Consider the following 16,795-nt stretch of genomic DNA (forward strand, 5'->3'; position numbering starts at 1 on the left):
GTGTGTATAAGGGGGGAACGTCGTGAGCGACCAGGAGATCCAGATTCTCGACTTTGAAGAACTGCTTCGGTTTATCGAACGCCGCCTCGCCGAATCCGGCAAGTACGTCCAGCGAGATGCCATCATTGCCATCTTGCAGGCGGAAGAGGCGTTCCTGTTGGAAAAAGGCGTGCTGCAAGAAGTGAAAGAGTAGGCAAGAGGGCAGCCTGCGGGGGGACCGCAGGCTGTTTCTTTTCGGCGGGGCTTACGGCTTCCCGAGCAAGTCGTACAGCGCTGCTTCCAAATCGGGATGGCGAAAGCGAAAACCGTGGTCCGCCAACCGCTTGGGCACACAATTTCTTCCGGTCAGCGCAAGACTTGGTTCCGTCCGCATGAACAGATACGCTCCCAGCCACACCAGGGGAGCGGGGGCCGGGGGTGCCCATCCCTTGTTCAGCACCTTTCGCAGCGCTGTCATGAATTCCTTGTTCGTGACCGGATGCGGCCCGGTCGCGTTGTAGATGCCGTTCATCGTGTCGTCTTCGACAGCCGCGCGGAAGATCTCGTTCAGATCGTCGATATGCAGCCAACTGATGTACTGGTTGCCCGACCCGACCGTTCCTCCCAGGTTGTAGCGGACCAGCTATGCCAAAAATAGGAGAATGGTGACGAAACCGTGTTGGCATAACGCTGCAGCGCGTACGTTTTTTCAGGAAAAAAGAGGAAACTCGGGAGGAGCAGCGAATTCTTGTTGCATCTCATTCTCAGGGTAAAGGAGTGCTCGCCTGTTGCAAGCAGGGATCTACGGCGGAAAACCGTCGATCGATTGGTACAAGGACGAACTGCGGCGAACAGTGGAAAATCTGCACAATCACATTTTCAAGTACAAGCGGGACGAAGACGGCCAGTTCGTCTTCACCCTCTCGGAAGGAAAGCTGGCGAGAGAGTTCGGATTGACGACGGATCGCATCAGCGGCAAGCGGCTGCAGGAAGTTTTGCAGCTGTGCAGCGAGGACATCATGACCATGTACGAAAAGGCATATGAAGGCCATGTGCTGGAGTACGAGTCGGCCATGGGGGAACGAATCTTCACGACGACGCTCTCCCCGATCGTCGAACAGGGGCGGGTCGTAGAAGTGGTCGGCTCCTCGACGGAGATTACGGAGCGCAAGCGCATGGAGCGTGAACTGCAGGAAGCGGAGGAATTGTACCGCAGCCTGGTCGAGGACACGTTGGTCGGCGTGTACATCGCGTACGTGAACGAACACAGCTTCGTCTACGTCAATCCCCGCATGGCCGAGATGTTCGGCTACACCCAGGAGGACATGATGCGCCTGGGAGCGGTCGATCTGGTCGTGCCAGAGGAGCGGGAGATTGTGCTGAAAAACCAGAGCCGCCGCTGCAAGGGAGACCGCTCGCCCATCCGCTATCAGTTTCACGGACTGCGCAGTGACGGCAGCATCGTCCATCTCGAAGTGCTGCAGAAGACCACGTCGTACAAGGGGAAGCCGGCGGTGATCGGCATTCTGCAGGACATCACGGAGCGCAAACGGGCGGAGGAGATGGTCCGCAAGTCGGAACTGCTCTCCGTCATCGGCCAGTTGGCGGCAGGGGTGGCGCACGAGATTCGCAACCCCTTGACCTCGCTCAAGGGCTTTTTGCAGCTGATGTACTCCCAACAGCAGGAGAAGCAGCAGTACTTTCACATCATGGTGTCGGAGTTGAACCGGATCGAGAAGATCATCAGCGAATTTCTCGTGCTGGCCAAACCGCAGGACATCGCCTTCAAGGAGAGGGACGTCGTTCCGATGCTGGAGCATATCATCGTGCTGGCGGAGACCCACGCCGTCATGCACAACGTCCGCATCGTCACCCGTTACGAACCCGATCCGCCTTCGGTCATGTGCGAAGAGAACCAGCTCAAACAGGTGTTTCTCAATCTTCTGAAAAACGCCATCGAGGCCATGCCGAACGGAGGAGAAGTGCACGTGGGCGTGCGGCGGGAGGGAGACACGGTGGTAATCAGCTTCCGCGACCAAGGCTGCGGCATCCCCGAAGATCGCCTCGCGAGACTGGGAGAGCCGTTCTACACGACCAAGGAGAACGGGACGGGCCTGGGGTTGATGGTCAGCTACCGGATTATTCACAACCACGGCGGAACCATTTCCGTCACGAGCCGGGAACAGCAGGGTTCCACCTTCGAGGTGAGACTGCCTGTCGGCTGAAAGCCCATGCCTGATTGCGTCTTGCGGAAAAAACCGGTATGATGGGAACGTACCATGAAACTTTCAGTAAGGACGTGAACACATTGACCGCAGAAAACAAAGACCTGGAACTGGGCGACATCATCACGCTGGATGACGAAAACGGCGAACCGCTTGGCGATTTTGAAGTCATCGCCTTGTTTGAACTAAATGGGAAGGAATACGTCGCCTTGACCGACGCGATCGAAGACGAGGCGAACGAAGACGACGTGGATGAGGAAGTGGACATTTTCGTATTCCAGGTCGACGGCGGCGAAATGGTGCCGCTGGAGGAAAGCGAGGAAGAAGCTGTCTACGTCAAGCTCAACGAGGTGCTGGAAGGCATCGAACTGATCGACGACGAAAAGTAAGCATGGCAAATACACATGCAAAAAAGCCGCTGCGGCAAAAGCAGCGGCTTTTTTCCTGCGCGAAAGACGCCTCCTTTGCGAGTGGTCAGTCGCTCATCTTCAAGATGTTGTCTTTCAGGTCCCGCACGACCAGCAGGCAGGTGTAGTCCGACTCCTGCAGCTCGCGAAAGAGAGCGGAGGCTTCGTCCTTGGTCAGCCCCAGTTTCTCCAGCCGCGTCCGCAGTTCTTCGCCGCCGTTGTCGAAAACATGCGCCTTGCTGTCGATGTCGCCGACGGCATCCTCGAAATGGGTGCTGTATTTGTAGTAGTTGCCGCGCTGGTTGGAGTGGTTTTTGTCCGGATTCCACTTGAGGACCCAGATGTCGTCCTTGTGGTAGCCGGAGGAATTGAGCGCCTGGATGTCGGAGACCAGCTCCTGGTCATAGCGGTGAAATTTCACAAACGGTTTTGCTGCGCTGATCAAGGAACTTCCCCCTTTGTCTGCCTCGGGTTTTCAACTCCTCCATAGCTTGCCCGATCTTCAAGCAATTAGCCGGAAAACATGGCGCCGTCCACACGGTCTTTCGTCCGAAAAAATCAGAAAAAATTGGAAAACGTTGTATATTTTTGGAGGAAAACGATTCAATTTGTAGAACTTTTTTCCTGTTTCAAAAATCTCATCCCATCCACGGCGTCCGCTGTCGGACAGACCCGACGTCCTGCATGGGAGATTGGAGGAACAAACGGAATGGTGTACTCCCGCTCTTTTCAAACGGCAACGGAACTCGTCCCTTTTTGTTCAAGTCCCTTCTGCGTGCTGCCGATCGATTGGCTGGCGCAGCCCTCCTCAGCGGGTATCAAAAACACCAGGCTGACCCGTTTATACGAAAAGCTGGTCTATCCCGTCCTCGAACAGCGGGACGCATGTCTCGACGCCGCCCGGTACGTCTGCAGGGCGCTGGACGACCAGGAAACGCTCCTGCACGAGCAGGTGAACGACATCGTCAATTTCAGCTACAACCTCCGCTATCTGAACGACCGGCTGGAATTTGAAGACGTCGGCTTCCGCACGGAGAAACAGTCGCACGTGTTCGCCATCGGCCAGCAGGTGGGCAGCCATCCGCTGGTGCTGGCGACTGCGCGGGCCGTGGTGGACGACGAGCTGGACTGTTACGAACTGTTTGCGGGCGTGGAAAAGCCGGCGAAAGCGGCGGAATTCGTCCGATTTGCCTTTCATCCGCTGCTGGACGCTGCCGGCAAGGACGAACGGGCGAAACGGTATCGGCCGCTCCTCGACCTGCACAAGCGCTATCTGTTTCGCCTCCTGCTGCGCCGCATGTTCGCGTTCATGGAAGAGCGGGGAATCCGCACGGTATTTGCCATCCTGCCGCTTCACGTCAAAGTGTTTCTGGAACAGACGGGCATTCGGCTGACCGGTGTGCCTACTGCCGTTCCCGACGCCTCGGACAAGCACGCGTTCATGAGACAGGCCTTTCAAAAGTACTGGCGGCCGGGCGCGGAAACCAGCCGGCAGCCGGCTCTGTACACGGTTGACTTCCGCATGTCGCCGCTGGTGCGGACCGTGAATGGACAAGGCATCGTGATCGATCAGGAGTGATAACTCACGCAAGAAAGGGGAGGTTTGCCATGACGGACCTGCGTTTTCTGCTGGCCGAACGAACAGAGATGAGAAGGGAGGACTGGCTGTTTGCCCCGCTGTTTTTCCGCCTCCATCGGGAGGATGACCGCCGCCGCTTGCAGGACCTGTGCCGCAGGCAAGACGATGTCGTGATTCTCAATCCGTTTCGCGGACAGGTGGAGGAACTGATCAAGGCGAAGCATCCGGACCGCCGGTTCAGCCGGGAAGAGCTGTCCGAGGCGGTCGAAGACTATCTGGGGGAGGCCCCCGAGGAAAAAGGCGTATGGGTGTACTACCCCTGGCGCAGGACCCTCGTGCACCTGCTGGACGAGGAGGAGTTCGTGTTTGTGCGGACGAACCGGAACCGAAACAAGATCACGCAGCAGGAACAAGAGGTGTTGTCCCGGAAGGCGATCGGGGTGATCGGCCTTTCCGTCGGCCAGTCCCTCGCGCTCACGCTGGCGATGGAACGGGTGTGCGGCGAGATTCGCCTGGCCGATTTCGACACGCTGGAACTCTCCAACCTTAATCGCATCCGGACCGGCGTTCACCACCTGGGCATGCCGAAAATCATCGTCACGGCGCGGGAGATTGCGGAGATCGATCCTTTTTTGAAAGTGGTCTGCTTTGCCGACGGGGCCAACGAGGAGAATCTGGACCGCTTTCTGTTGGAAGGCGGACGGCTGGACATCCTGGTGGACGAATGCGACAGCCTGAACATGAAGATCCTGAGCCGGCTCAAAGCCAGGGCGCTGGGCATCCCCGTCGTGATGGACACCAGCGACAGGGGACTTGTGGACGTGGAACGGTTCGACCTTGAACCGGACCGGCCGATTTTGCACGGGCTGGTCGACGGATTGGACTACGACACTCTAAAGGGGCTGTCCAACCAGGAGAAAATCCCCCATGTGCTGCGGATCGTCGGGAACGACGCCATCTCAGCGCGCTTGCGAGCGTCGCTGGCGGAGGTGGGCAAAACCGTCTGCACCTGGCCGCAGTTGGCCTCGTCCGTCACGCTGGGGGCGGCCGTGGGCACCGACGTCTGCCGCCGGATCGCGCTCGGGCAGTTTCGCGCTTCCGGCCGATATTACGTCGATCTGGAACAGTTGATCGCCGACGGGAATTGCCTGGTTGTCTGAGGTTTGGCTTTGACCGATCTTCCCCTCTAGTGCTACACTTAGACATGGTATTTCTGTATGTGATGAGGAGAGTTGGTTATGCCGAAGTTCAAACTGTTTGCCGCCAAAAAGGGCGCAGCCGACCAGAAAAGGAACAACCAATTTGTCAAATTTGCCCGGCAGATTTACGTGGAGGCGAAGAAAGGCGGGCCCGACCCGAACGCCAATCTGAAGCTGAAAGCGATCATCGCCAACGCGCGAGCCATCAATATGCCGGTGGAAAATATCGAACGCGCGATCAAAAAGGCGACGGACACCGGAAACGCCGACAACTACGAAGAAATCCGCTACGAAGGATACGGACCGGGCGGCGTGGCCGTCATCGTCGAATGCCTGACGGACAACCGCAACCGGACCGCGGCCGACGTGCGCGCCATCTTCAACAAGCGCGGCGGCAACCTGGGGGAGACCGGTTCCGTCAGCTTCATGTTTGACAAGAAAGGCGTCATCACCATCGACCGCGAAGCGTTTCCCGTCGACGAGGACACCATCCTGATGCAGGCGCTCGAAGCCGGTGCCGAGGACATGGTGACCAACGAGGACTCCTACGAGATTTTGACCCACCCGCACGAGCTGGAACAGGTCAAAAGCGGACTGGAAGCGGAAGGCTACACGTTTGCAAACGCGTCCGTTCAGTGGATTCCGCAGAACACCGTCAAGATCAGCGGCGAGGATGCCGCGAAAATGCTCAAGATGATGGAGGCTTTCGAAGAGAACGACGACGTCCAAAACGTCTACGCCAACTACGAAATTGACGACGAGGAAATGGAACGCCTGCTGAACGAAAAATAACGCGGCGCATTCGGCCATCTCGCTAGGGCGAGGTGGCCTTTTTTCGGGCCTCACCCGTCACAGCGCGAGCGACGGCCGGGTGGTTTTTTTGCCCGCGGAATCGCATTTTCTCGCCGTCCACCGACAGCAGGCGTTGAATACAATCAATTCCATACGGTACAATAGCGATTAAGTGTTCGCTTTTTACCCGGACGGAGAACGGAACGTCACGTCCGTTGCACAAGGGCGACCACGGCTCCGCTTTTCGCCCAGGGCGCGGCCGGCGCCGCGTTTCCTTGCGCAAGTTGAAGAAGCAGAGGGGAGAACGCGATTGAAGGAAACAGATACGCTTACGTATACCGAAGAAGACATTCAGGTGCTGGAAGGCCTGATTGCCGTGCGCAAACGGCCGGGCATGTACATAGGTTCCACCGGCAGCCGCGGACTTCACCATCTCCTGTGGGAGATCGTGGACAACGCCAAAGACGAAACGCTGGCCGGTTTTAACGATACGATCATCGTCACCCTGCACAAGGACGGCAGCGTCAGCGTGGAGGACCACGGTCGAGGAATCCCCACCGGCATGCACAAGACGGGCCGCCCGGTGCCGGAAGTGATTTTTACCACGCTGCACGCCGGCGGCAAGTTTGGCGGCGGCGGATACAAAAAGAGCGGGGGACTGCACGGCGTCGGTTCCAGCGTGGTGGTGGCCCTCTCCAAATGGCTGGAGGTGGAGATCCACCGCGACGGCAAGATTCACAAGCAGCGGTATGCCTACGTGGTGGACGAAGAAGGCAACGAACACGTAGGCAAGCCGGTGACCGACCTGGAAGTGGTCGGCACCACCAAGCGAACCGGCACGACGGTCCGCTTTCTGCCGGACGACGCGGTGTTTGGCAGTGCCCGATTTGAATACGAGACGATCCGCGACCGTTTTCGCGAGACGGCGTTTCTGCTGAAAAAGCTGCGCATGGTGCTGATCGACGAGCGCGGACCCGAGATCAAACGGGAGGAGTTTTACTTCGAGGACGGGCTCAAATCCTACGTGGAGTACCTCAACGAAGGCAAGCAAACGCTCCACCCGGTCGTCTATTTCGAGGGGGAAAAGGAAAACGTTTACGTCGAGCTGGCGTTCCAGTACAACGACGGCTACACGGAGACGCTCGTCTCGTACGTCAACTCCATTCCGACGACGGACGGCGGCACGCACGTAACCGGCTTCCGCAACGGGACCACCCGGGTGTTCAACGAATTTGCCCGCAAAAAAGGCTACCTCAAGGAGAAGGACCCCAACTTGTCGGGCAACGACCTGCGCGAAGGATTTCTCGGCGTGCTCTCGCTGCAGATGGCCGACGTTCAGTTCGAGTCCCAGACCAAGGACAAGCTGGGCAACGAGGAAGCGCGGACGATCGTGGAGCAGATCGTCTCGGAAAAACTGGGCTTTTTCCTGGAGGAAAACCCGGAGATCGGCAAGCTGTTGATCGAAAAAGCGATCCGTTCCGCGGAAATCCGCGAGGAACTGCGCAAACAGCGGGAAGCGCTGCGCGGCGACAAAAAGGGCAAAAACGCGAAAAAGCGGAAATCCATCTCCGACAAATTCGCGCCGCCGCAGTACAAGGACCCGAAGCGCAACGAGCTGTTCCTCGTCGAGGGGGATTCCGCCGGCGGTTCGGCCAAGCAGGCGCGCAACTCCGAGTTTCAGGCGATTTTCGGCCTGAAGGGAAAACCGCTCAACACGGAAAAGGCGAAGCTGTCCGACATTCTCGCCAACGAGGAGTTCCGCACCATTCTGGAGGTGCTGGAGACCGATATCGGGGAAGACTTCTCCATCGAGAACTGCGCGTTTGACAAGATCATCATCATGTCCGACGCCGACGTGGACGGGTCGCACATCCAGACGCTGCTCCTGACGTTTTTCTTCCGCTACATGCAGCCGCTGATCGCCGCGGGCAAGCTGTACATCGCGCAGCCGCCGCTGTATCAGGTGCGTAAGGAAAACCGAGGCAAGCCGGCGGACGTGGTCTACTGCTGGAACGATGACGAGCTGGAGCAGGCGCTCAAGCGGCTGGGGCGCGGTGCGGAAGTGCAGCGCTACAAGGGATTGGGCGAAATGAACGCCGACCAGCTCTGGGAGACGACGATGAATCCGGAGACGCGCAAGCTGATCAAGGTGCAGTTGGAAGACCTCGCCCATTGCGAAAAACTGGTCACCGTCCTGATGGGCGACAAGGTGCCGCCCCGGCGCGAGTGGATCGAGAACCACGTCACCTTTGAAGTGGGAGAGGATGAATAAGCATGCTGTCCAATCAGATTATCGAACAGAGCTTCGCGGAAATCATGGGGAAGCGCTTCAGCGACTACGCCAACCTGGTCATCCTGTCCCGCGCCATCCCCGATGCCCGCGACGGGCTCAAACCGGTGCAGCGCCGCATCTTGTACGCGATGTACCAGGAGGGCAATACGCATGACAAGCCGTACCGCAAATCGGCCAAGACCGTCGGGTACGTGATGGGGACCTACCATCCGCACGGGGACAGCGCCATTTACGAGACGATGGTGCGGATGGCGCAGTGGTGGAAAATGCGTCAGGTGCTGATTCAGGGGCACGGCAACTTCGGGAGCCTGGACGCCGACCCGCCGGCGGCGATGCGTTACACCGAGTCCCGCCTGTCCGCGCTGGCCAACGAAATGCTGCGCGACATCGAAAAAGACACGGTCACCTTCATCCCCAACTACGACAACTCGGCACAGCAGCCGGCCGTGCTGCCGTCCCGCTTTCCCAACCTGCTGGTCAACGGGGCGTCCGGGATCGCGGTCGGGTTTGCGACGGACATTCCGACGCACAACCTGGGAGAAGTGATCGACGCGGCGATTGCCCAGATGAAAAAGCCGGAGATCACGCTGGACGAGCTGATGCAGCATGTCAAAGGGCCGGACTTTCCCACCGGCGGCATCGTCCAGGGCACATCCGGCATCCGCAAGGCGTTCGAGACCGGGCGCGGCCAGTTTGTCATTCGCGGCCGCAGCCACGTGGAGGAGCCAAAAGGCGCCAAGGTGAAAAAGATCGTCATCTCGGAGATCCCTTATGATGTGATCAAATCGAAGCTGGTCGCCCAGATTGACGAACTGGTGATGGAGCGCAAAATCGAGGGGGCGCTGGCCGTCCGCGACGAGACCGGCCGCAAAGAGGCGGAGCAGAAGAAGGTGCGGATCGTCATCGACATCCGAAAAGACGCGGACGAGAACGCGATCCTCAACTACCTGTACAAAAACACCGACCTGCAGATTTATTACAACTACAACATGAACGTCATCCACGAAGGCACGATTCGGCAGATGGGGCTGAAGGAGCTCCTGGCCGCCTACATCGACCACCAGAAAGACGTGGTGACGCGCCGCTCCCAGTACGACCTGGACAAAAAGCAAAGACGGGAGCACGTCGTGCAGGGGCTGATCCGGGCCAAGTCGATCCTGCGGCAGATCGTGGAGACAATCATGAATTCCGAGGACCGGGCCGACGCCAAGAAGAACATCATGGAGCAGTACGGCTTCACGGAGGAACAGGCGGACGCGATCCTGTCCATCCAGTTGGCGTCGCTCACCCGGCTCGACATCGTCAAGCTGGAAAAGGAGCTGGCGGCGCTGGCCAAAGAGATCGAGGAATTGAAGGCGATCCTCGGCAGCGAGAAAAAGCTGATCCAGGTGATTACCGCCGAGCTGAACGAGATCAAGAAAAAGTACGCGGAGCCGCGCCTGACCGAGATCCAGGGGGAGATCGAGGAGGTCAAGGTGGACATCGCGATGCAGATCAACGCGGAAGACTGCGTCGTGACGCTGACCAACGAAGGGTACATCAAGCGCACCAGCCCCCGCTCGTTCAAGTCGATGGGCGGGACGATCGAGACCTGCGGCGTCAAGGAGGGAGACAAGGTCCGCTATTTTGCGGAGGCCAACACCTCCCACACGGCCTTGTTCTTCACCCAGGACGGCAAGTATTTTGCCGCGCTGGTCAACGCCATTCCCGACGACAAGTGGAAAGAGATCGGGACTGCGCTGGTGAACGTCATCCCGCTGGACAAGCAGCAGCGCATCGTCGGGTTTGCCATCGTGGAAGATTTCAGGCAGCCGCTCTACGTCTATCACGTCAGCCGCTCCGGCTTGATCAAGCGGACGGCGCTCGCTGAATACGAGACGAACCGTTCCGGCGCGCTGGTGGCGGCCAAGCTGAAAGCGGAGGGAGACGAGTTTGTCACCGCGTTCGTGGCAGGAGAAGAAGGGGCCTTCCTCGCAGTGACCAAAGACGGCATGGGCATCCGTTTCCTGCGCAGCGAGGTGAGCGCGACCGGCCGCGCGTCCAGCGGCGTCAAGGCGATTTCGCTCGCGGCCGGCGACGAGGTGGTCGCCCTGCTGCCGACGGACACGGAGGATGCACGGCCGTTCAGCCTGCTGACGGCGGAAGGGACAGTGAAGCGCACCTTGATCTCCGCCATCCCGCTGCAGGGCCGGGCGGGCAAAGGGGTTCAGGTGATTCGCAAGCGGAAGACCAACCCGCACCGGGTGGTGGCGGTGACCGTGGAAAACACGCTCTACGCTTTGACGGACAAACATGAGTGGGTACTGGTGCCGACCGAACAGGCGGCCGTGACGGAACAGGGCGGAATGGGCCGCAGCATGGTGGACGCCGGCGTGGAAGCCGTCGCCTATGAAGCCGTCCTGCCGGCCGAAGGCGAAAAAGCGGCGGAACCCCCGAAAGGGTCGGCCGAGGCGGAGCCGGCCGAAACGCCCCGGGACGGGAATTCAGTAGCCCAGTACAGCCTGTTCGACGACTCTGCGGATGAAAAGGAATGATGCACATGGCCAAGCCGTTTGAACGATTTGCCTCCGAGCTGAACTGGCAGCAGGTGTCGCTTTTGCTGGATACCGTCCAGTATTTTGAAGAGGCGCCGAAGCTGCTCTCCATCCCCGACCGGCAGGGGACGAGCATCCCGGTGCCGATGACGGCCGACACGCTGCGCGCGATCCTGGCCGTTCTGGACGAAAACAAGCCGATGGACAAACAGGCGTTTGTCTTTGACTGGCAGGAGGGCAGCCAGGGGGAGAGCGATCTGCTGCTGGTCGAACTTCCCGATGGTACCACCGTCCGCCAGCCGACCGACTACCAGGCGTTTTCGCCGGTGTGAGGTTCCTGCGCGACGCCATCCGGTCAAATACGTGAGCGTCACCAACGCGCCGGCCTGCATCGTCGACCTGCGCAGCATGACGCTCGGCGACGCCCTTGCCCCTGACCGCCTGCTGCGTGCGGAGCGCACCACCATCTTCGCTGTGCCCGTGGCGAGCCGGGCCAACATCCCGAGCGGTCGAACCGCACCGCACCGGGGATGAAGCCGGCCGCCGGCGGATACACTATGGCGGGAGGTGTGTCCGAAATGGAACGAACCATGAGCGTGAACGGCAGCGCATACCAGTTTGCCGCCACGTACGACGGCGATTCGCAGTACAACGTGCAGGTGCACAACGGCGACAAACTGATTACCATGTTCAAGGTCGCCGCCGAATCGGAACAGGACGTGTTTGACGCCGCCCTGGCTCGCTTCAAGGCCGATGTGGACATGGGCAACGTAAAGGTGTAGGGAACGCAACGACAGTCACAAGCAGCCTCCTTGGACGGGAGGCTGCTTTTTTTGGCCGTGGGCAGAGGCGTGCCTCCTGCCTTTGCCTTTTCAGCCAAGGTTGAAATATGGTACAACTGGAGTACACACAGAAGCACGAAAAGGAGAGGGCGACGATGCAGCAGCGAGAATCGGACCAGTTGGAAGACGTTTGGAGGTGGCGGGAGCATCCCCCGGACATTCGCCAGCTCTCGGAAGGAGAGCTGATCCCGCTCCTCCGCCTCATCGAGGAGCGGCGCGGAACGGACGAGGACAAACGGCTCGACCAGGCGGAAGCGGTCGTGCTCACCTGGCTGGCCGCCCTCCGCCTGGACAAGCAGGGAGGCTACGGGTTGGCCGAGGAATGGCTGTCCCGCGCCGTCCGCCTGGACCCTTCCTACCGGCCGGCCGCCGAGCTGCGGGTGCGCCTGTACCTGGCCCGTCTGCAGGAACACCGCCTCGGCGGCAGCTATCCGCTGATCCGCGAAACGGATAACGCCGCCACCCGCAGGCGGCATGCGGAACAACTGAAAGAAGCTGCCGAGGCCGAACTGCAAGCCCTTCCGTCATGGCAGGCGCTGGCCGCTGCCGCGCGCGAGGCGGCCGAATCGGCCGGGGACGAAACGGCGGCGCAAGCGGCAGCCGGAGTGGAGCGGTTGTACGCGGAGCGGGAGCGCCTGCTCGGCGACATGCTGGAGAGGACCCAAGCCTATGCGGCCTCGCTGCAGGGCATGTTTTACTCGGCGGAACTGCTGGCGGCCCTGCAGGAGAGCGTCAAACGCTTGACGGCCCAAGAGAAAGAACATGAACGGCTGCTGTCCATCGGCGGGGAATCCGCCAAAGCGAAGAAACCGGGGAGCGGGCGGGGGCATTCGGCCCTGGAGGAACTGGAAGGGCTGATCGGGCTGGACGAAATCAAAGAGCGCGTCCGCAAGCTGGCCCGCTTTTTGCGGTATCGGAAGCTGCGCGAGGAAAAAGGCTGGCACCTCGCCGATCAACTGCCCCTGCATCTGGTGCTGATGGGCAATCCGGGGACGGGGAAGACCACGCTGGCCCGCCTGATCGGCCGCCTGTATCACGAACTGGGGCTTCTGGAGCGCGGCGACGTGGTGGAAGTGGACCGCTCCCACCTGGTCGGGGCCTATGTGGGACAGACGGAACAGCGGGTGATGGAGGCGGTCAAACGGGCAGTCGGCGGCGTGCTGTTTATCGACGAGGCCTACAGCCTGAAGCGGGCTGACAGCTCCGGCAGCGATTACGGCCAGGCCGCGATCGACACGCTGGTGGCCGCGATGACCGGCGGTGAATACGCCGGCCGGTTTGTGGTGATGCTCGCCGGTTATCCGGAAGAGATGCGGCAGTTTTTGTACGCGAATCCGGGGCTGCGCAGCCGTTTTCCGGAGACGGGTCATTTTCTTTTGCCCGACTACACGACCGATGAGCTGTTGGCGATCGCCGAGCAGGTGGCCGGCCGCAACGATTTTTCCTTCACGCCGGAAGCGCGGCGGGCGCTGCGGCAGCGAATCGAGCAGGCGCGTGTGGACCACACCTTCGGCAATGCCCGTACGGTGACCAATATCGTGATGGAAGCGATTTTTGCAAAGGGGCGCCGTCTAGACGAACCGGACGAGCTGCAGTGGGACGACTTCACGATTCTCTACCCGGAAGACGTCGGCGGCCTGGAGACATTGCCGGATGACCAGCCGGCGAGAGAAAAGCTGGCGGCCTTGATCGGCCTGGATGAAGTAAAGGCGGAACTGAACAAAATCGCCGCGTTTGCCTCGGTGCAGCGGCAGCGGGCCGCCTGCGGACTGCTGACCGTTCCCGTCGAACTGCACGCCGTCTTCACCGGCAGCCCGGGCACGGGGAAAACGACGGTCGCCCGCCTGTACGCGGAGATGCTGCAGGAGATCGGCTGCCTGAAACGGGGCCATCTGGTCACGGCGAGCCGGGCCGATCTGGTAGCCGGCTACGTCGGGCAGACGGCGGCGCTGACCCGGCGCAAAATCCGCGAAGCGCTGGGCGGCGTCTTGTTTATCGACGAGGCGTACGCGCTCTTGGAGGGCGGCGAACGGGACTACGGCCGGGAGGCGATTCACACGCTGGTGGAGGAAATGTCCCGCCACGGCGAAAACCTGGTGGTCGTGCTGGCCGGCTATCCGGCGGAGATGCAGCGTTTGCTGGCGAGCAACCCGGGCCTGTTCTCCCGCTTCAAAAAATACCTCCACTTCCCCGATTACACCCCAGACGAGCTCACCCGCATGCTGCTGCAGGCGGTCGCGCAGGCGGGATACCGGCTTGACAGCGATGTGGAGAAGCGCATCCGGCAGCAGTTGGACCAAGCGGCCCAGGCGGGGATGCTGGCGGGCAACGGACGCCTGGTGCACAACCTGCTGCAGGAGGCCATGCAAAACCAGGCGCTCCGGCTGACGCAGGCGGGCGCGGACAGCTCGGACAAGGAGCAGTTGAGCCGTCTGGAATGGGTTGATTTTCAGCCGTTGTTTGCGGATGGCGCACCGGCGTCGGGAACGTCCATCCACGAAGGATGACGAGTCGGTGCGGGGATGTCAATCACGTCACAGGAGGGTCGAGGCCGAAAACGGGTGCCTCGATCCTTTTCACTTTGTCTCAACGTGAAATTCAGACTCTTTTTCATGGTCGGATTTTGCCGTATAATGGAAACATTATGGAGTGATGGGAAGAGGGTGCTTATTCTTTGCGGTTGAAATGGCATGCGGCACTGTCCGCGACACTGGTCGTATCTCTGATGATCGGTCAACTGCCGGCCAGCGCCAAGCGGGAAACAGGGCGCAAGGGCAGTCTGGCGATCGAGGCGAAGGAGGGACTTTCGCTCGCTTCCCAAACGTCGCAGAAACGAAGCACGGAGCTGGTCGTGGTGCAGTTTGACGGTCCGGTGGAAGAAGAGTGGAAGGAACAGGTAGAGGACCTGGGCGTGACCCTGGGAGATTACATACCCGATTACGCGTTCATTGCCAGGGTGGACGGGGAGAAAGCGCAGCGGGCGCTGAAAAAGCTGTCGTTCGTCAGGAACGTGCTCCCGTTTCACCCCGTCTCCAAGGTGTCTCCGACGCTGCGCTCCACCCTCGGCAAGCGGGCGGACGTGGACGTGGCGGTCATCGGGTTTGACCGCGGCGTAGACATGGGGCGCACCTTGAGGCGGATCGTGGAAGAAGGGGACGTCGAACAAGTGAAAAGCCTGGAAGAGGCCCCCCACATCTCGATGGCGCGGCTGAGCGGCCGCAGTCTGGAAGAGGTGATCCAATCCGACGAGGTCATCGCCGTGGTCCCCGTTCCGGAACGAAAACAGCGCAACGACAGGGCGGCGGCGATCATCCGTGCCGACGACCTGGCCTCCATCGGCTACACCGGCGAAGGGCAAATTGTCGGCGTGGCGGACAGCGGCCTGGACACCGGCGATCTTGACCGAATCCACCCGGATTTCGAGGGCCGGGTGAAAGAGCTCTACGCCATCGGGCGCAAGGGGGACGCGAGCGACCCCGACGGCCACGGCACCCACGTGGCGGGGTCGATCGTGGGCACCGGCAAAGCGTCAGACGGCCAGTACAAAGGGATGGCTCCCGACGCGAAGCTCGTCTTCCATTCCATGCTGGACGAGTACGGATACCTGGCCGGAGACGTCAGTGACATCCTGGAGGAGGCTTACGCGGACGGCGCGCGCATCCACTCCGATTCCTGGGGCGTCGACGACGATGGCGAATACGGCCTGGACTCGTTTTTGTTCGACCAGTTTCTCTGGGAACATCCGGACATGACGGCGCTGGTGGCGGCCGGCAACGCGGGCGTATACGGGTACGAGACCATCGGCACGCCGGCCACGGCCAAAAACGTGATCGCCGTGGGCGCCTCCGAAAACGACCGGCCGGAGCTGGATGATGACGAAGCGGACGACCCGGACGAGGTAGCCGCGTTCAGCAGCCGGGGGACGACGGCGGACGGCCGCCTCAAGCCCGATCTGGTCGCGCCGGGAAGCTACATCCTGTCCACGCGTTCCTCGCTGGCCCCCGCCGAGAACTTTCACGGGCTCTTCAACGCCTCCTACGCCTATCTCAGCGGGACAAGCATGGCGACGCCGGTGTTGGCCGGCGGCGTGGCCCAAGTCCGTCAGTTCCTGCAGGAAAACGGAGTCGACAATCCGAGCGGGGCATTGATCAAGGCGATGCTCATCAGCGGAGCCGACGATTTGAACGAAGACATGCGCGTGCAGGGGTTCGGACGAGCCAACCTGCGGCGTGCGATCGAGACGGGCTTTGTGGATGAGAAAAAGGGGCTGAAAACAGGGGACGTGGCCACGTACCGCCTCAACGTGACGGACGATTCCCAACCGTTGGCCATCACTCTGGCCTGGACGGATTATCCGGCTTCCCTGGCGGCCGAGCGCACCCTGGTCAACAACCTAAACCTGCGAGTGGTCACGCCAAGCGGCGAGACCTTGAACGGCAACGACTTTTTCCACTACCCCTACGACGACGAAGTGGACAACCTCAACAACGTGGAGCAGGTCTGGATCAAGCATCCCGAGGAAGGCGTCTACACGGTGACGGTGGAGGGCTACAACGTGCCCATGGGGCCGCAGCCGTACGCCCTGGCGGCCAACGGCGAACTGGTGTCCGACAATTGGCAAACGGTCGTCAAAACGGGGAGACTGATCGAAAAGTCACGAAAAAACAGGGACCACACCTATTGGATTCAGGCCAAGCAGGCGGGTGAATTGAACGTGACCGCGGAATGGGACGGCGATGCCGATCTCGATCTGTACGTCTACGATGGTGACGGCAATCTGATCGGCTCCACCGACGACGAGGAAAACCCCGAAACGCTGACGGTGGAGATGGCCGAACCCGGACCGTATCGAATCGTCATTCAACTGGAAGAAGGCAAATTGGCGCGGTATCGCTTGCAAATGACCTACCCGTCCCGATCCCGTTGATGTCGATACGGATAACCA

Annotated in this window: 14 protein-coding genes; 12 read left to right on the forward strand and 2 right to left on the reverse strand. The window is 60.4% G+C overall.

Going from position 1 to position 16,795, the window contains the following annotated elements:
* Nucleotides 1-22: 22 nt before the first annotated feature.
* Nucleotides 23-193: a hypothetical protein gene (locus tag M516_RS25555; RefSeq protein ID WP_162836721.1), complete on the forward strand. Its 171-nt coding sequence runs from the start codon at nucleotides 23-25 to the stop codon at nucleotides 191-193.
* 51 nt (nucleotides 194-244) lie between these two features.
* Here the strand turns inward: M516_RS25555 and M516_RS23275 are convergent, their stop codons facing one another.
* Entirely contained in the window at nucleotides 245-511 is a 267-nt protein-coding gene (locus M516_RS23275; RefSeq protein WP_029099097.1) for a DUF1731 domain-containing protein, read from the reverse strand.
* Nucleotides 512-767: 256 nt separating this feature from the next.
* Between M516_RS23275 and M516_RS0110565 the strand changes: the two genes are divergently transcribed.
* The gene (locus tag M516_RS0110565) at nucleotides 768-2,204 is read left to right on the forward strand and encodes a PAS domain-containing sensor histidine kinase (RefSeq protein WP_029099098.1); all 1,437 of its coding nucleotides are present in this window, start codon (nucleotides 768-770) and stop codon (nucleotides 2,202-2,204) included.
* 83 nt (nucleotides 2,205-2,287) lie between these two features.
* A complete protein-coding gene (locus M516_RS0110570) occupies nucleotides 2,288-2,593 on the forward strand; it encodes an ABC transporter permease family protein (protein ID WP_029099099.1) in 306 nt (101 codons plus the stop codon).
* 85 nt (nucleotides 2,594-2,678) lie between these two features.
* Here the strand turns inward: M516_RS0110570 and M516_RS0110575 are convergent, their stop codons facing one another.
* Nucleotides 2,679-3,056 (reverse strand): YflT domain-containing protein, encoded by a 378-nt coding sequence (locus tag M516_RS0110575; RefSeq protein WP_029099100.1) that lies wholly within the window; start codon nucleotides 3,054-3,056, stop codon nucleotides 2,679-2,681.
* A 264-nt stretch (nucleotides 3,057-3,320) separates the two neighbouring features.
* Here M516_RS0110575 and M516_RS0110580 point away from each other — a divergent pair, with 264 nt between their 5' ends.
* The 9 genes from M516_RS0110580 to M516_RS0110625 all read left to right on the forward strand — a co-directional run bounded on the left by M516_RS0110580 (nucleotide 3,321) and on the right by M516_RS0110625 (nucleotide 16,777).
* On the forward strand, nucleotides 3,321-4,190 hold the full coding sequence (locus tag M516_RS0110580) for a hypothetical protein (RefSeq protein ID WP_029099101.1): 870 nt from the start codon (nucleotides 3,321-3,323) through the stop codon (nucleotides 4,188-4,190).
* Between the two features lie 29 nt (nucleotides 4,191-4,219).
* On the forward strand, nucleotides 4,220-5,350 hold the full coding sequence (locus M516_RS0110585) for an Rv1355c family protein (RefSeq protein ID WP_029099102.1): 1,131 nt from the start codon (nucleotides 4,220-4,222) through the stop codon (nucleotides 5,348-5,350).
* A gap of 78 nt (nucleotides 5,351-5,428) precedes the next feature.
* On the forward strand, nucleotides 5,429-6,181 hold the full coding sequence (locus M516_RS0110590) for a YebC/PmpR family DNA-binding transcriptional regulator (RefSeq protein WP_029099103.1): 753 nt from the start codon (nucleotides 5,429-5,431) through the stop codon (nucleotides 6,179-6,181).
* A gap of 310 nt (nucleotides 6,182-6,491) precedes the next feature.
* Complete coding sequence (locus M516_RS0110595) at nucleotides 6,492-8,453, forward strand: DNA gyrase/topoisomerase IV subunit B (RefSeq protein WP_029099104.1); 1,962 nt, start codon at nucleotides 6,492-6,494, stop codon at nucleotides 8,451-8,453.
* A gap of 2 nt (nucleotides 8,454-8,455) precedes the next feature.
* The gene (gene parC, locus M516_RS0110600) at nucleotides 8,456-11,008 is read left to right on the forward strand and encodes a DNA topoisomerase IV subunit A (RefSeq protein WP_029099105.1); all 2,553 of its coding nucleotides are present in this window, start codon (nucleotides 8,456-8,458) and stop codon (nucleotides 11,006-11,008) included.
* Between the two features lie 5 nt (nucleotides 11,009-11,013).
* Entirely contained in the window at nucleotides 11,014-11,340 is a 327-nt protein-coding gene (locus tag M516_RS0110605) for a hypothetical protein (protein WP_029099106.1), read from the forward strand.
* Between the two features lie 246 nt (nucleotides 11,341-11,586).
* Entirely contained in the window at nucleotides 11,587-11,790 is a 204-nt protein-coding gene (locus M516_RS0110615) for a hypothetical protein (RefSeq protein WP_029099107.1), read from the forward strand.
* Between the two features lie 155 nt (nucleotides 11,791-11,945).
* A complete protein-coding gene (locus tag M516_RS23280; RefSeq protein WP_051188184.1) occupies nucleotides 11,946-14,357 on the forward strand; it encodes an AAA family ATPase in 2,412 nt (803 codons plus the stop codon).
* 167 nt (nucleotides 14,358-14,524) lie between these two features.
* Nucleotides 14,525-16,777: a S8 family serine peptidase gene (locus tag M516_RS0110625; protein ID WP_029099108.1), complete on the forward strand. Its 2,253-nt coding sequence runs from the start codon at nucleotides 14,525-14,527 to the stop codon at nucleotides 16,775-16,777.
* Nucleotides 16,778-16,795: the final 18 nt, after the last annotated feature.

Origin of the sequence: Brevibacillus thermoruber 423 (assembly GCF_000454065.1) — a bacterium.
Taxonomy (GTDB): Bacteria; Bacillota; Bacilli; order Brevibacillales; family Brevibacillaceae; genus Brevibacillus; species Brevibacillus thermoruber.

What these genes read in the sequence shown, in the direction of transcription:
- M516_RS23275 (WP_029099097.1), bottom strand. Translation starts at nt 511, where the DNA reads ATGAACGGCATCTACAACGCGACCGGGCCGCATCCGGTCACGAACAAG.
- M516_RS0110580 (WP_029099101.1), top strand. Translation starts at nt 3,321, where the DNA reads ATGGTGTACTCCCGCTCTTTTCAAACGGCAACGGAACTCGTCCCTTTT.
- M516_RS0110585 (WP_029099102.1), top strand. Translation starts at nt 4,220, where the DNA reads ATGACGGACCTGCGTTTTCTGCTGGCCGAACGAACAGAGATGAGAAGG.
- M516_RS0110590 (WP_029099103.1), top strand. Translation starts at nt 5,429, where the DNA reads ATGCCGAAGTTCAAACTGTTTGCCGCCAAAAAGGGCGCAGCCGACCAG.
- parC (WP_029099105.1), top strand. Translation starts at nt 8,456, where the DNA reads ATGCTGTCCAATCAGATTATCGAACAGAGCTTCGCGGAAATCATGGGG.
- M516_RS0110605 (WP_029099106.1), top strand. Translation starts at nt 11,014, where the DNA reads ATGGCCAAGCCGTTTGAACGATTTGCCTCCGAGCTGAACTGGCAGCAG.
- M516_RS0110615 (WP_029099107.1), top strand. Translation starts at nt 11,587, where the DNA reads ATGGAACGAACCATGAGCGTGAACGGCAGCGCATACCAGTTTGCCGCC.
- M516_RS23280 (WP_051188184.1), top strand. Translation starts at nt 11,946, where the DNA reads ATGCAGCAGCGAGAATCGGACCAGTTGGAAGACGTTTGGAGGTGGCGG.